This window comes from Bdellovibrio sp. HCB209 (assembly GCF_047306065.1).
Classification (GTDB): Bacteria; Bdellovibrionota; Bdellovibrionia; order Bdellovibrionales; family Bdellovibrionaceae; genus Bdellovibrio.
The window spans coordinates 2,450,978-2,465,477 of sequence record NZ_CP178618.1; the positions used below are offsets into that span (position 1 = coordinate 2,450,978).

Below are 14,500 nucleotides of genomic sequence, written 5' to 3' on the forward strand. Positions count from 1 at the left end.
ATTGGACTATTTTCTTTTATTTTTAAGTTCTTTTTTCTTTAAAAGGGCTGCGGCTTGGGCCGCTTTCTCTTTTTCAGCCTTTTCCGTGTCCTTAACCTTGATGAACTTAATCACACGCAGAAGATTCATGCGTGGAGCCTCGTTCATCCAGATCTTTTGTGCCTGGAACCAAGCAAGCTCTGCCGCATTGCCTTCTTTTCCATAGAAAACAAGGTAAGCAAACCCTTGATTTAGGAGTGTTTCAAACGACACAGTCGTGGTCTTTTTTATATACGGCAGGAAACGTGGAGTCGCCGTATAGACTTCATCCAACGACAGCAACTGGTTACGGTCCTTATCGTAAGTCACCATGATGGACTCGATATAATGCACGATCGTCACCATCGTTCTGATGTTTGCGACCTCAACAAAGCCTTCGTCTTCCTTGGTCGACATACGAGCCAAGAAACGAAGTGTTGAATAGAACTCATTCCACTCCTCTTGAGTCATATGCGCTACGTACTTGCTCATCTCTGGCAAGTTATCAAAGTACTTATCAAAATGTTGACGGAAGCGAGTCTCGAAACACTGGCTGTTCATATAGAAGAAGCCCAATGGATCACGGTTCTCGATCAGACCCAATGAGTTTCCGCAGCCTTCGGCGATCATATCTTTATAAATCGAATCCGAAGACGATAGCCCCGCACTGAACAACAAGCTGATAAACTCATAGGTTTCAACTTGGTTCATGTAATCGTCACCGTTACCACTGAATGTAAAGAAATTGGCTTCCTGGAAGCTGCGCGAAGCCGTATTGCCCGTACGACGATCAAACGCCTTCAGGTCAAACATCAACTCTTTAAAGTCTTCGTACCAAGTGTATAAACCATCTGGGCGGATCGTGGCTTTACTCAGTTGCTCGCTTGTATCCTTACCATACGCTAGCATCAAAGCACGAGACATCGCGCGCATCAGATTCGCTTTGGTGAGGCCAGTCCAATTCGTCGTCAGTTCAGAATTGTTATTAAATTCTTCGATACGACCTTTTTTATTGTAAACGATCATTCTGGATGTCAAAAGATCGCCGTAATCTTTCCAGGCGTTTTCTAAAGCAATATGCTCATACGGATCTGATGAAAGTCCCTGACGAATGATGCGACCAAAATTGAACTGATCGTAACTCGACAACAATTCCTTGCGAGTGATCGGTGTATCCACTTTGCGCGAAGATCCCAATTGATAATCCACAAAGCTTTGCACCAGTCTCCACACGTTGTATTCACGACGTAAAGACACGATGTGTTTTTTCTCTAAGCCCAAGATCCCTCGGGAATCCCCGTTACGACCTGGCTCTAACAGACGCAAAATAGCCGCGCGGTACAAGGTCTCAACCGAAACCGGACGAATGTTCACAACATTCTTCACTTGAGGAATATTTAAGATAGTCTCGATAAGATTATCGATATCTTCCAAAGGAATCATTCCGCGAGTCGTGATCTGCGGGCAGCCTTCAAGCAAGTCAATCGCTTGACCGATGAACTGAGTCACCTCACGGACTTTGCCTTCATTGCTCGTATCGAAATTATGAATGACGTAGTAATACTTTAAGTACAAGCCATAGAGGTCAATCAAACTATTCAGACTGCCCTTCCATTGACTGTATGTCGCAAGAGTCGCCTCTCGTCCCATCAAGACATTCTTAACCGCTTCAACAACTGGAAGCCACTGAGAAACGCGTGCCTCGGTGTCTTTTTCTTTCACGAACTCTTTAAAACCCCTTAAAGCGCGCTTACCATCCTCGAAAGAATAGTCAGAACGGCTCAATTCAGTTTTTTCTAAGATTCTTTGTAAACCCACACGCAACTGTTCGGTCCCCGCAGAAACCTGCTGCCAATTCGCTGCATCGTTTGGAGTTCTTAAAAGCAAAAGCTTAATATGTGGAGCTAAGTCGACAGCTTCATCACGGACGATAGCTAATACATCTACCAGACGTGTGATTTCGTCTTTCGTCAGATTGTTACTGGAACCACCCAGAAGAGCCTTTTTGATTTTCATCAACTCCAGAGCGAACTCTGGCGTAACCACGTTTTCTTTAAGGAAGTATTTCGAGAAGAAACGGCGCATTTCTTCAACCGTATAGGCGTTGCCCTGTGCTCCGTAGGTCTTCTTTTGGAAATACTGCAGAGCTTGGCGCAAACAATCTACCGATTTATAAATTTCAGATTTTTCCGCATCCCCATTCGAGAAACGCTTTAAAGATGCCGGAACGTCTTTCAAACATACCAATTTATCATTGGCAAATTGCAGCTCTTCTTCTTTGGTTTCACGACCATTGATAAAGTCACTGCATCCCACGGCTGTGGTCAGCATAACGCTCGCAAGTAAGATAGAAAGCATGGCTTTAAAAGACATAAGCCGCCCCTACCATCAAACGATCGTTATTAGCAAACTGGGACATTTCGTTTTGATTGTCTTTAGTTGTCGGCCCCGCTTTAAGCATTTGCATCTCGCCAAAGAATGACCACAGGCCCGACAAACGCAGACGAGAGTTCAAGCGGAACAACTGGAAATCATTTTTATCAGAAGCCGTAAAACTGAATTTCGTAATCAAACGACGAGCTTTCCCCAACGAGAAATTCGTCAAAAGTGAAACCTGATTCGCCTCATAGAACGGATACAGGTTCGTCAAAGGTTCATTGGCCAAGTCAGCACCGACCTCTTTGACTTTGCCGCCATAGATATCTAAACGCATCAAATTGAAAGCCCACCAGCCGTTATCCCACTCAAAGAATGGGCTGACCAGGACAGCGTCTTCAAATACGGGTTGAGTCCAATCTGGCTCATCAAAAAGATTTTCTTTAGATGGACGGTCCAAGATCGCACTGATACCTGTGCGCCATTTTTTTGCTTTATAAGTCAGATCCGCACCAGCCAAAGAATGATAGAACACTTGAGGGCGAAGCTCGACATTACCTTTCAAAGTGCTTAAATCAAGGCTGCCTTGATAGCCAATCGCCAAAGTATTGTCAGGCTTATACATATAGCTTAGTTGTGCTTTCAAACCATTCGGATCACCGAAAGCGATCTTCGCACCATAGGAGTTTTGCAGAACCACTTCGCTCGTGTTCGGCTGATTCATGTTGTACTGCATTTGTGTGGCTTCATCCCAAATACGCACGCTGGATGGCGGCTGATGAAACCACGGATTACCGCGCACGAAGTCCCCGCCTTCGATCTCGAAGCTTGGGCCTTGGCTTGGGATATACAATGGAGATGCAAACAAAGTGAAAGAGTAAGCCGGGCCTTCCGTTTGCCAGAAAATACCAGACAAACCTTGGCGATCAGGAGCAAGTGGATTCCATTTAAATAGAGGCTCCCACACGCCTAATTCCCAGCGTGCATCCAGCTCGCTCCACAGCATTTTCTTGCGTCCTATAAAGAAGGAATCCGATTCGCTTTGGCGAGTTTGCACATAAAGTTCGGAAATATTCAGATAATTTAACAACGGAGAGCCCACGGCCACGCCGCCTGAGATATCCATCTTAAGAGCTGAGTCTGAAAAGGGCTCGGTCTTGATGGCGGCACCAATAAATTGATAGTTATTTTTCTGCGTAGCTTCAAATTCAGGGCTAATAAAGGAGTCGGAGAATAGCTTCATTTCCGTGCGCACTTGCGCCACGGCGAAACCTGGGAGTGCTAACACTGCCCAAATTATCATCAAATGAATTATAGAGGCCCCTTTTGGGGGATGCCTAAATAACATAGTTCTCCCTATCTACTGCCTATACTTCACAGGCCGTGCCCTGGTGAGGCGGATTTTAGGGGGTACAGCCATGGAACGTTTTAAACAAGTGACCTTTTTGGGCGCCCTTGCTAGGATCGGCTCATGTTTCAAAATGAGACCCATAAGGGTGCTAAATTTTTAATCATTCGCTTCTCCGCGTTTGGTGATGTCGTGCAGACATTGAGCGTGCCTTCGGCGATAGCACAAGCTTATCCCGATGCGCAAATTCAATGGATCACACGTAAAGATATGGCACCTTTACTGCGCAATCATCCGCACATCCACAAGGTGTGGGAGTTTGATCGCAAAGCAGGAGCTTTAGGTTTAGCGAAGCTTGTGTGGTCTATGCGTGGCGAGAAATTCACGCATATTTACGATGCTCACAATAATTCTCGCTCACGTATCATTTCTCTAATTTTACGTCCCTTTGGATTTTTGGGAATCGGTCCCAAATTTATCCGTAGATCCATCCGTCGCTGGAAAAGATTTTTACTTTTCAAATTTCGCATCAACAAGTTTGAACAACCGTTCAACGGTCAGCGCGATTTACTAGAGCCCTTGCAACCTTGGGGTGTCGCTAAAACAGCACCTTCGGCTCCGCAGATTTTTCCAAGCTCTGACGTGGTTGAAAAAGCCCGTGGTATTTTGGGTGATTTTGCCAATGCAGTTTCCCTGGCACCCTCAGCTGCCTATTTCCTAAAGCGTTGGCCTAAGGAGTATTGGAGCCAGTTGATTCAACTGATGCCTGCGCAAAAGTTTGTTTTATTGGGCGGTCCTGAAGACACCTTCATCGAAGATATTCATGCAGTTGCACCAGAGCGCGTGATGAATTTAGCGGGAAAAACATCCTTGCAAGTAAGTTCTGCCGTTGTGGGCTTATCTCGCGTCGTGATTAGCAACGATACAGGCTTACTCCATGTGGCCGAGCAATTGGGCAAACGCACGATCGCATTAATGGGACCTGCTCCCTTCGGCTTTCCATCTCGCCCAACGACTAAAATCATGGAACTGGATCTGTCTTGCCGCCCTTGCAGCAAGCACGGACAAGGGCCTTGCGTGAACAAAGAAAAATTCCATAAATGCCTGGTGGACATCACTCCCGCACAGGTGGCTGAACAACTTCGCAACATCCTTGAGGATACAAAATGAGCATGTTGGTTTTTTGGTTCTATAAAACAGTGATTGTGCCCTTCGCCTGGATCATCTTGCAGATCGCGCGTCCCTTCATCAGCGGCAAATTGCGTGAAATGATCGAAGACAAAAACAATGCTTTTTATAAAATGGTTCACCCTGGAACTGAAAAACTGATCACTCTGCACCGTCCTCTGTGGATTCATGCAGCCAGTGGCGAGATAGAGTACGCTCGTCCTGTGATCCGCGAGTTTAAAAAGAAACATCCAGACATCCCGGTGATCGTGACTTACTCGTCACCCTCTGCAAAAAAGATTTTAGAGAGCATGCACGATATCGATATGTGGGCGGCTCTACCTTGGGATTTTGACTTTTTGATTTCTGCTTTCATTGAAAAATGGAATCCCCGTGCCTTGCTCTTTTCGCGCACAGATGTGTGGCCAGTGCTGGCTCGCACGGCGAAAAAGAAACGTCTGACGACAGGTCTTTTTTCTGCAACTTTTGCTGACAATTCTTCTCGCCTTAAAGGTATTTCTAAATTCCTAACTAAGTACGCGATGAATCAGCTAGATGAAATTCACTGTGTGTCTGAGGAAGACCGCCGTAACTTGTACTTGCTAGGGATTAAAACCCGCATTGAAGTCAGTGGCGACACTCGCTTTGATCAGGTCTTCCACCGCCTGGAAAACCCTAAAGAACTTAAAAATGAATTGATGCCCTCCACTGACGAATTCGTTTTTATTGCTGGTTCCACTTGGCCTGAAGACGAAGAAGTTTTGGTTCCGGCCTTGGCAAAAATTAAGCGTGAAAACTTAAAGATCATCATCGCCCCTCACGAAACAGGACCTGATCACCTAGAAAAACTTGAAAAACAATTCGCCGAAGCGGGTCTTCCTTACGTGCTTTATTCCAAGTCCACGCAATGGCCCGTGGGCAGTATTTTGTTGGTGGATAAAGTCGGTATTTTAGCAGAGCTTTACACGTGGGCAGATATGGCTTTCATTGGTGGCAGCTTTAAGAAGCAAGTTCACTCTGTGATGGAGGCCTTAGCTGCGGGATTGCCTGTGATGGTGGGACCTCATCATCAAAACAACCGCGAAGCTTTGTTCTATCAAAAAAAGAATTTCTCCTCGGGAATGATCGTGCAAGTGGTTCACTCGCCAGAGGACGTCTCGGTCTTGATCGATCGTATGCGCAAAAAATCCTTTGCTTTTCCTCACATTAAGGAAGAAATCCGATCCGAAATCGGCAAGAATAAAAACTCCACTCAAAGAGTCCTAAGCAGTTTCTTTTAACCTTCGTTAACCAATCTCCGCCCCTGTTCAGCAATTTTTGGCACCGGGGCCGGCACCCTATTATTAGATCTACTATATTTGTTTTAAACGTTACAAGACGTGCACGGAACTTGAAGGAATACCCTGAAACGGGGTTTTATGAAAAGGTCCGCTTTAACGACAATTTGTCTCATTTTGATACTTGCGACGAAGTCCTTCGCACAAGGTACTTCATCTATTTCCGTATCAAACGAGCCTGAGAAGAAGCGCTTCTCAGCTGAATGGCGTTTGTCGATGAAGGGTCAGGGCGAAGAAGACCTTCAATCCCAATCTAAATACGTAGACCTGCGCTTGGAGCTTAAATCCAAGTATATCCTTAGCAATTCCCTTTATATCGATCTTCAACCAGCGATTCGCTTGGTGTCTGGCCAATCCCAAACTGTGGATGGTGCGGATAGCATGAAAAACGCCCTGCTTTTGAATCAAGCGGGTCTAATGTTTAAACCAGCCAATTACTTCCAATTGGCTGCCGGTGCATTAGATCAACGTTATAACCATACATCTTTACTAGTAGATTCTATCGCCTTCCCAACGGCTCGCTTACAAAGCCTTTACCGTGTGGGTTCAACTGTATCTGGATTGGTTGTTGAGTCAGCAATTCCAACGTCGACTTCATTGAGCACAAATACACAAGAAAAAGAGCCGACGCCAGGCTTGAATTCCGCAGCTATTCACATGAATTACATGCCTTCTAAGTCTGCTTTCTGGAAGAACCGTGTAGGTTATTTCGTGTACAGCAACTTGCCGTCTTCAGTGGCTCGCGACTCGATGCTTTTGGGTAACGAAGTGAACACAATCTCTGATGCTCACTATCAGTTTGTAAATGAATACGCTGGTATCGAGGCTGGTACAGATATGCAAGTTCCTGTAGGGACTCTTTTCGATGCGATTTTTGCTGCTGAATACCTAGTGAATCAAAAGGCTGAACAAGGCCAAAACTCTGCTTATGCAGTTACAGTGGGTGCAGTGACTCACCTTTCCTCTGACAATGATCTGACTTTAAGAGCCAAATATTTCTCCGTCGAACCTGAGGCGACAGTGGCTTACTTCAATGCTCGCGGTTATGAAACGAACCGTGTTGGATATGCTGTGGAAGGAATCTTTAGCTTTAAAAAGCAAGGTTTCAATTTAGGTGCTGGATACAGAGAAGCGGAAGTTATGTTTACGAACACTGTCCAATCACGAGAGAAAACGATCATGATCAAGCTGGAGACTTTCTATGCAAACATCTAAAATGATCTTTGCTAAACTTATCTTGGGCTTGAACCTTTTTGCCTTGGCGGCATGTAATCTGCCAGCGCCAAAGGACAAATTGAATGGCGGCTCTGAAGCTGCGACATTCACTATTGATAGCATCAAAGGCACAGTGTCACCGGAGCAAACTGCGGGTGAACTGGCTTTGCCACAGTCTCGTGTATATAACTTTTCTGTTTGTGTTAAAGACGTTGCTTACAACAAAACAATCGCAGGTCACAAATTCTTGATCAAAGAAATCGATCAAGAAGCGACTTCCGATGCTGCTGGTTGCATCAACTGGTCTGAAAAAATCAAATACAACTACCTAGCAGACTCTCAATATATTGAGATCAAACGCAACATCCAAGGCGTGGGCTTGCAAAAAGGCACTCGCGAGATCGATCTTGCGATCAACCCATGGTCCCATGGCGAAAACTTGCCAGCGGTTGTGGATTTACGCAAAGAACAAGTGGACCAATTGGTTCAAGATAAAAAAGCGATGCAATTAGCTTTGAAAGGCTACAGCGCCGACGAAAAACTTCGTACACGTAAATTGTGGATGGAAGACGGTCGTTTGTTCGTGATCGAGCAAAAGATGACTTCTGAAGGTGCGACTTTGTCTTTGGAATTCCGTAGTGCTCCTTCGATCCAATTGACGAAAATGAACGGCGAATTCGTTTTGAAAAACCTGACTGCAGGTACTTTCAAAGCGCGCATGAGCTTGATCCATATCTATACTGAAAAAGGCAAAGAGCTTCACCGTCGCTTGGGTCAAACTGAAGAGATCCAAGTTAAAATGGAAAACGGTAGCTTGGCTTTGAAAGCTCCAATGACATTGCCTGCGATCCCTACTCGCGGACAAATCGCTTTCGGTCTTGAATTGACAGCTGTGAATGGCCCGGAAGGTTTAACTCCTTTCCAAGGTATCTACATGCTGAATGAATACGATCAAATCAAGGGTTCAAATTTCTTGAAGATCGGTTCTCAGGTTGCGCAAACTAAAGACTTTAAATTGTCTGAGTACATCAACGCGGAAATGGTTCAGATTTCTAAAACGAACTCAAACACGGTTGATGATGAAACTTACCAAAAACCTAAGATCGAGGTCTCTCAGCTAGAGTTCAAATTCATCCGCGTGGGTGAAGAGACAACTTCTATGCGTGAAGTGATCTACAGCGTTAAGGCCTGTGTTAAGAATGGTTTGGACCAAAAGAACACGCGTGCTCACACTTTCACAATCTCTAAATTCCGTCAAAATGAGACGGAAGTAGCGCAAACTGTGAACATCAAAACAGATAACAACTCTTGTGTTACTTGGGACGAAAGTATCAAGTTTAAATACTTTGATTGCCAACGTTTTATCCCAGGTTCTGTGATGATTTCTAATAAAGACCTCGGCATGAACGAAAAGATCAACATCTTGGTAAACCCTTGGGAAACTTGGGGACCAACAGCACGTGACCAACGTTACGTCGACCCTACTGAGAAATTGGTTTTGGATTGCCGTCAAGAAAACCGTCCACGCACACAATTGATGTTGGACTCTTATAGCTACAACACAGTGTCTTACAACTACTCTGTGGACTCATTGATGAACTTGACTGTGACTAAGAAAATCCAAGTTCGCATGGATCCACACTTGATGATGTACTCAAGTCTTTCAAACGGTCGTTCCGAAGTTCAAAAACTTCGTGATGGTACTTACCTTTTGAAAATGGCTGTGGTTAGAAACGCTGATTACGATTCAAAAAGAACTTTCGTAACTGCTGCTGAAAAGCTGGTAACGGTTCTTTCTGGTCAAATCAACACGGAGATGCAATTCCAAACTCAAGACGTTAAGTCTTTGGGTAACCGTAACACGATGTTGATCGAAATCTTCCCTGTGGATGAATCAAAAATCCAAGTGGGCAAAGATACACAGTTGGCGTTGAAAGATCCTAAAGCTTCTTTGAGCTCTGCAATCGATAAAACAAGCACTCTTGAGACACCAACATTCATGGGTCCAATCGTGCTAAATGTCGACGAGGCCGCTCGTAACGTTCGTATCGCTGACGCTTCTGCGATCAACAGCTTCCTTCTTGAAGGCAAGGGTGAAAACGTTCAAAAGAACGGCATCGCGCAAATCATCGCTCAAGGTCAAATCGAGAACTCTCAGCGCATGAAAAACCAGGCAGCCATGGCTAAGCCTGCGGCTTTCGCGATGAACAACAATTTAGATTTGATTTCTTTGAATACAGCGGCTGATAAAAATACTCTAGGCGGATTGGTTCCGTCTCTAACAGGTCGTGATGCGCGTCTTTTGACGACGAAAAAAGACTTGATGGATATTATTGCGAACGGAAAAATCACTCCGGCGGTCGCACAAAAACTTTGTGCTTTCTGGGCTCAAGACTATTTGCCACGTATGAATGCTAAAAAAGGCGGAACATTCCAGTCCCAATTCAACATGGTATTTGCTGGCGACTGCTACAACGCTGTTAAGAAAAACCCAGAAGCATTCTTCCAAACAGAGCGCCGCATGGCTGTACGCCAAGTATTGGGCAGCCGCTACTTACAAGGTTTCAATCAAGGTTTGAACGTAGGTACAAGCTTCTCTATGAGCCGCTCTCAGTCCAAAACACTTTCTCGTAGCGTGGGTGGTAAAGTTGGTTTGAACATCAAGTTTCTAGAGTTCTTCTCGGTGGGTGCTGATGCTGGCATGAATTTGTCTTGGGCAGATTCAAATGCGACTAGCAACGGTGTGAGTGTCAATACGTCGACGACGATGACGGTTCAACAAAGCAAAATCAAAGTGCGCGTCAGCAAATACGAACAATGTGCTGTTGTGACTTTGAACCCAGCCTTGTTCATGAAGAACCAAAAACCGTGGTACGATATCATCAGCAGATCGAACTACCTAGACATCTTGAATCCAAACCTGAGTGACAACGAAACTACTTCGGCGCTAACTCGTGGTTTGATGTTGTGTGAAGGTACTGAGCGTACATTGCCAGTTGATGTGACTGAAAACTTCTTCTTGATCGCTCAAGAAACGTCTAGCACGCAAATGCAAGACACGGGTGATGATCGCAATCGTAACTTCTTCTTGGCTCTTCGTTCAACGACGGACTACCACAAGTTCGTAACGGCGATCAAAGGTCACTCGATCATGCCTTCCACGGCTCATGCTAAAGAAGGTATCCAAGACGATGCGACTGACATGGTCACTAAGATCTTCCGCCTGGGTTTACCAACGTCTCCAGGTCTATTCAGAAACTAGAGATATCAACGCGTTCAACCTAAGCTCATCGCGAGACAAAAATCCCCATTAAGTCTCGCGATGACGGTAGAATTGCCCCGTACTTCAAATGATAACCAATTGAGACCTTCAATTCTATAGGCATTCAACTTGCTATTCCTCACTGCACAGAGGAGAGCACATGAGACACACAACCGAAGAAAGCAAAATCAAACACCGCACAATTACCAAAATGGACGATATCATTGAAATGATCCTTGAAGACCACAAGCCCTTGAAGAGGCTTATTAAGGTCATGAAGGACTCAGATCTAACAATTGAAGAGCGAGCACAGGCTTTCTCTGAGTTTGCACCGCTCCTAGTAAGTCATGCCAAACCTGAGGAAGACAGCCTGTACGTATTCATGAAAAAGGATGATGACCTTAGAGGTGAGGCTCTCGAAGGAGATATCGAGCACCAACTTGCTGATCAGCTTTGTGAAGAAATCAAGCGAACGAAAGACCCGGAAACAATGGGTGCAAAGATTAAAGTACTCGCCGAACTGGTCGAACATCACATCGAGGAAGAAGAGGAAGACTTGCTTCCTGACTTTCGGGACAACTCTGATCTAGAAGAAAGAGTTTCTTTAGGGAAACGATTTGTCGAATTGAAAACACAGATGCTTGAAAAAGGCGGAGAAGACTCCCCTTCAGAAAAAACACTTCAATAGATTGGTTATATTTTGCAAGCGAGCCTAGCAACTCGCTTGCAAAAAAGTGGACTTAGAGTACTTAAGTTCCACCACGAATTAAGAATAACACAATCAAAAGTGGAATAGGAATTCCGAGCGCCCAAAGTAGAATCCAGCCAATAGCACCCTTAGAGTTTTTTATCGGATTAAATGTTTTCATCACCATCTCCTTACTTCACCACATCGATCATACGACGCTCGTTACACAAAGCTCCCACGAGCCCTCCCAAAACTGAGGCAATCATGGCAAGGACTATCGCCACGAAACTGCTCCAACCCACGGTCTTAAGAGTTGTAGCGGCCGCTTTTCTTGCCTCTTCCAGAGCTTTATCAACCTTCTCTCTGACGACAACAACGGCCTTATCAGCTTCTTCTGGAGTTATCCCAGCTTGTGCTGCTAAATAATTTTTTGCACTTTCTTGATCACCGCGAACAAGGCGAGAAGCCAATCCCTTAACTACAACCTCGGGATCAGACGCGAGTTTTCGAGCCCCTAAACTGTCCTGAATAATGTCTTGAATAAGTGGAGCTTGCGTAGATGCCACACCACCAGCCGCAGCGGCGGTTGCACCAAGAGCTGCACCGGTAACTTTACCCAGGGCCGCGACAGAAGCCATAGTATGACATACGACGAGCAACGTGCAGATACCACCCACAAGAAGCCCCTGCATCACCCCGACGACATCGACACGTCTGCGAGCAATTCGAACCGAGTAATAACTTCCGGCAAAATTCCCAACGATCATTGCGACAACAATGCTTACTCCCGCAAAGACACTGGCATTCTTAACGGTGGAACCGTCTTCTAATCCAATTCCTCCAAATGCAATAGACAACGTTAACAATCCAATCATGGTCACGACACCAATGACGACTCCAGCAAGTGCTGAACGCCAACATATCAGGTGACGATGTCCTCCCATTTCAACATTTCCTATTCTATTCGCATCAACAGCCATATTCCATCCTTTCAATAAACTAACTGAATGGTGAACGATGCCACTCTATTTACAAGTGCTTTACCCCTGAGATGTCTCAACACAATTTGCAATTCTACAAAACTCTCCTATCCATCGTTGTTCCTAAAATTTAAACTAGCTAGCTTTCCCTAATGGATACTGAGACAACATTTAAGAACGACATTTCATCTTTAGTTTTTAGTAAGAACTTCCCCTGCATCGCGGCTCTCAAAACACTCTCAACAGAGCAATACAAAATAGGCTTCTTCGGAACGCTAGGAAGTGGCGAACAAAGTGCGAGACTCGCCTCCGAACTTATAGAGTTCATGAATGAACAAAAACGCACTGGCTCACTAGAGTTGAGCTACTTTGCTGTATTTCCAAATTTAGTCGATATGAGTGAAGAAGTTTTCGAAAAGAGACTCTGGCAAGAGCTCTCGCATCTAGCGAAAGTTCCCGGAATAGATCACACTTGGGATCCTAACTTTAGCGATAATCCTGATGATAAAAATTTCTGTTTTAGTCTTGGCGGTTCGGCATTCTTTGTTGTTGGTATGCACCAAAATAGTTCTAGATTATCGCGTCGGATACGATATCCCACTCTGGTTTTCAACGTCTACGAGCAGTTTAAAGAGTTAGATAAAAGGAACAGGTATCAACCAATGATTCAAGCCAATCGCAAAAGAGACGTTCAGTTTCAAGGAAACGTAAACCCTATGAGCGAGAAGTGGAATGATAGCTGGGAAGCCATACAGTTTTCTGGAAAAAATAACGATGACAATTGGGTTTGTCCCTTCCATAAAAGGTCTACAAAATAAATGAATACCATCTCTGCTCAATCGGGAACTTCGTTCGTCATTCGAAAAAACCAATTTTTTAAAGTCATTGATCCCTTTGGCGAACAGGTCGCTGATTTATTTTGCTTTAATGCCCACGATCCTTCAGAAAGCCTCTCCTCAGGACGATCCATTGACTACAACGATCAAATCTATTTAACAAAGGGGCATCTACTATACTCTCAAAGAAGCAATCCGCTTCTTGAGATCATCGATGATACGTGTGGCAGACATGACTTCTTGATGACTCCTTGTAGTCTTAAAATGTTTCAAATTGTTGCCGGAAATAATGAGCACCACCCAAGTTGCCATGAAAACCTCAGCAACGCATTTTCGGATTTCGGCATAAATCCCGATCACATCTCTACAACGTTTAACATTTTCATGAACGTGACGGTAAATCAGGATGGCCAACTTAAGATTCTCAGTCCAAAATCCAAAGCCGGTGACTATATCGTGTTTAAAGCATTAACAGATCTAATTGTGGGAATCACGGCATGCTCACACGAAGAAACTAACAATGGCTCACTCAAGCCCATTCAATTCGAGATCTATCACGAAATCCTAACATGAATGTATCTATGGAATTTTAAAGTGTGGCAGGTATCCCCATTTGCTATGTGGCATTTTTCTACAGGACCATTCCCATAGCCTTTTAAACGCTCAAGAAGTTGGCCAGGGATTTGCTTTTGAACATTTTGTGATTCGTTTTACACCATGAGAGGAGAACATCATGAGTCTATACAGCTACCTAAATGCCCAACACAATTCTGCACTTAAAAAAGCTGAGCATATTCAAAGACTGCCGGTGCAAGACAAGATCAGCAGAAAGATTTTTCTGGATGACTTGATTTTGCATATCAAGAGTCTTTTCCTTGCGGAGCAGGTGTCACTTTTTGCGGCATCAGAGCATATTGGCAACACTACTAATTTTTTAGAGAGTTCTCTCCGCAATCAAGAAATGGTCATGTCGACACTCAAAAGCCATGCACTTGAACCTCGAGAAGAGGACGATATCCCCTACGTTCTTCATACTTACCAACTGAATCAGCAAACATACGTTTACCCTTATCTGAAAACACAAATCCCTAAAGATCTTGAACAGACTCTAGGATATTTTTCAGCGCAGTTTTATGATCAAGTATGTGCGGGAACGAGTAGTCGCGACGCCCTCATCAAGACATCCGGAAATCTTCCATTTCCAGTTAAAGAAAGAGCACGCCTTCGTTTAGATACAGTTCTAAATCCACGCCCGCTTCATCAAACCGCATAG

11 protein-coding genes are annotated in these 14,500 nt (G+C 44.6%); 8 read left to right on the top strand and 3 right to left on the bottom strand.

Translation table 11 applies throughout. The features are described 5' to 3' along the window. Nucleotides 1–6: 6 nt before the first annotated feature. Together ACLVWP_RS11975 and ACLVWP_RS11980 are read right to left on the bottom strand one after the other, a co-directional pair. Nucleotides 7–2,391: a hypothetical protein gene (locus tag ACLVWP_RS11975; protein WP_413557496.1), complete on the bottom strand. Its 2,385-nt coding sequence runs from the start codon at nt 2,389–2,391 to the stop codon at nt 7–9. Next, complete coding sequence (locus ACLVWP_RS11980; RefSeq protein WP_413557498.1) at nt 2,381–3,697, bottom strand: hypothetical protein; 1,317 nt, start codon at nt 3,695–3,697, stop codon at nt 2,381–2,383. The genes ACLVWP_RS11975 and ACLVWP_RS11980 overlap by 11 nt, the downstream gene beginning before the upstream one ends. A gap of 168 nt (nt 3,698–3,865) precedes the next feature. Between ACLVWP_RS11980 and ACLVWP_RS11985 the strand changes: the two genes are divergently transcribed. From ACLVWP_RS11985 to ACLVWP_RS12005, 5 genes are all read left to right on the top strand, one after another. Continuing rightward, on the top strand, nt 3,866–4,912 hold the full coding sequence (locus tag ACLVWP_RS11985; RefSeq protein ID WP_413557499.1) for a glycosyltransferase family 9 protein: 1,047 nt from the start codon (nt 3,866–3,868) through the stop codon (nt 4,910–4,912). Further along, on the top strand, nt 4,909–6,189 hold the full coding sequence (locus ACLVWP_RS11990; RefSeq protein WP_413557501.1) for a 3-deoxy-D-manno-octulosonic acid transferase: 1,281 nt from the start codon (nt 4,909–4,911) through the stop codon (nt 6,187–6,189). The genes ACLVWP_RS11985 and ACLVWP_RS11990 overlap by 4 nt, the downstream gene beginning before the upstream one ends. A gap of 138 nt (nt 6,190–6,327) precedes the next feature. Next, entirely contained in the window at nt 6,328–7,461 is a 1,134-nt protein-coding gene (locus tag ACLVWP_RS11995) for a hypothetical protein (RefSeq protein WP_413557502.1), read from the top strand. Then, nucleotides 7,448–10,723, top strand: coding sequence for a hypothetical protein (locus ACLVWP_RS12000; protein ID WP_413557503.1), 3,276 nt, complete (start codon nt 7,448–7,450; stop codon nt 10,721–10,723). The genes ACLVWP_RS11995 and ACLVWP_RS12000 overlap by 14 nt, the downstream gene beginning before the upstream one ends. 211 nt (nt 10,724–10,934) lie before the next feature. Next, nucleotides 10,935–11,411 carry a hemerythrin domain-containing protein gene (locus ACLVWP_RS12005; protein ID WP_413557504.1) on the top strand — a complete coding sequence of 159 codons (477 nt, stop codon included), beginning with the start codon at nt 10,935–10,937 and terminating at the stop codon, nt 11,409–11,411. A 191-nt stretch (nt 11,412–11,602) separates the two neighbouring features. On the opposite strand, the gene ACLVWP_RS12010 is transcribed toward ACLVWP_RS12005, so the two are convergent. Beyond that, nucleotides 11,603–12,391, bottom strand: coding sequence for a hypothetical protein (locus tag ACLVWP_RS12010; protein WP_413557505.1), 789 nt, complete (start codon nt 12,389–12,391; stop codon nt 11,603–11,605). A gap of 152 nt (nt 12,392–12,543) precedes the next feature. Here ACLVWP_RS12010 and gntA point away from each other — a divergent pair, with 152 nt between their 5' ends. The 3 genes from gntA (at nt 12,544) to ACLVWP_RS12025 (ending at nt 14,500) form a co-directional block, all read left to right on the top strand. Beyond that, entirely contained in the window at nt 12,544–13,209 is a 666-nt protein-coding gene (gene gntA / locus ACLVWP_RS12015) for a guanitoxin biosynthesis heme-dependent pre-guanitoxin N-hydroxylase GntA (protein ID WP_413557506.1), read from the top strand. After that, entirely contained in the window at nt 13,210–13,800 is a 591-nt protein-coding gene (locus ACLVWP_RS12020) for a DUF1989 domain-containing protein (RefSeq protein ID WP_413557508.1), read from the top strand. Between the two features lie 160 nt (nt 13,801–13,960). Then, nucleotides 13,961–14,500, top strand: coding sequence for a hypothetical protein (locus ACLVWP_RS12025; RefSeq protein WP_413557509.1), 540 nt, complete (start codon nt 13,961–13,963; stop codon nt 14,498–14,500).

Bases quoted from the DNA above. Each gene is read 5' to 3' on its own strand.
- ACLVWP_RS11975 (WP_413557496.1), bottom strand. From the start codon at position 2,391: ATGTCTTTTAAAGCCATGCTTTCTATCTTACTTGCGAGCGTTATGCTG.
- ACLVWP_RS11980 (WP_413557498.1), bottom strand. From the start codon at position 3,697: ATGATAATTTGGGCAGTGTTAGCACTCCCAGGTTTCGCCGTGGCGCAA.
- ACLVWP_RS11985 (WP_413557499.1), top strand. From the start codon at position 3,866: ATGTTTCAAAATGAGACCCATAAGGGTGCTAAATTTTTAATCATTCGC.
- ACLVWP_RS11990 (WP_413557501.1), top strand. From the start codon at position 4,909: ATGAGCATGTTGGTTTTTTGGTTCTATAAAACAGTGATTGTGCCCTTC.
- ACLVWP_RS11995 (WP_413557502.1), top strand. From the start codon at position 6,328: ATGAAAAGGTCCGCTTTAACGACAATTTGTCTCATTTTGATACTTGCG.
- ACLVWP_RS12000 (WP_413557503.1), top strand. From the start codon at position 7,448: ATGCAAACATCTAAAATGATCTTTGCTAAACTTATCTTGGGCTTGAAC.
- ACLVWP_RS12005 (WP_413557504.1), top strand. From the start codon at position 10,935: ATGGACGATATCATTGAAATGATCCTTGAAGACCACAAGCCCTTGAAG.
- ACLVWP_RS12010 (WP_413557505.1), bottom strand. From the start codon at position 12,391: ATGGCTGTTGATGCGAATAGAATAGGAAATGTTGAAATGGGAGGACAT.
- gntA (WP_413557506.1), top strand. From the start codon at position 12,544: ATGGATACTGAGACAACATTTAAGAACGACATTTCATCTTTAGTTTTT.
- ACLVWP_RS12020 (WP_413557508.1), top strand. From the start codon at position 13,210: ATGAATACCATCTCTGCTCAATCGGGAACTTCGTTCGTCATTCGAAAA.
- ACLVWP_RS12025 (WP_413557509.1), top strand. From the start codon at position 13,961: ATGAGTCTATACAGCTACCTAAATGCCCAACACAATTCTGCACTTAAA.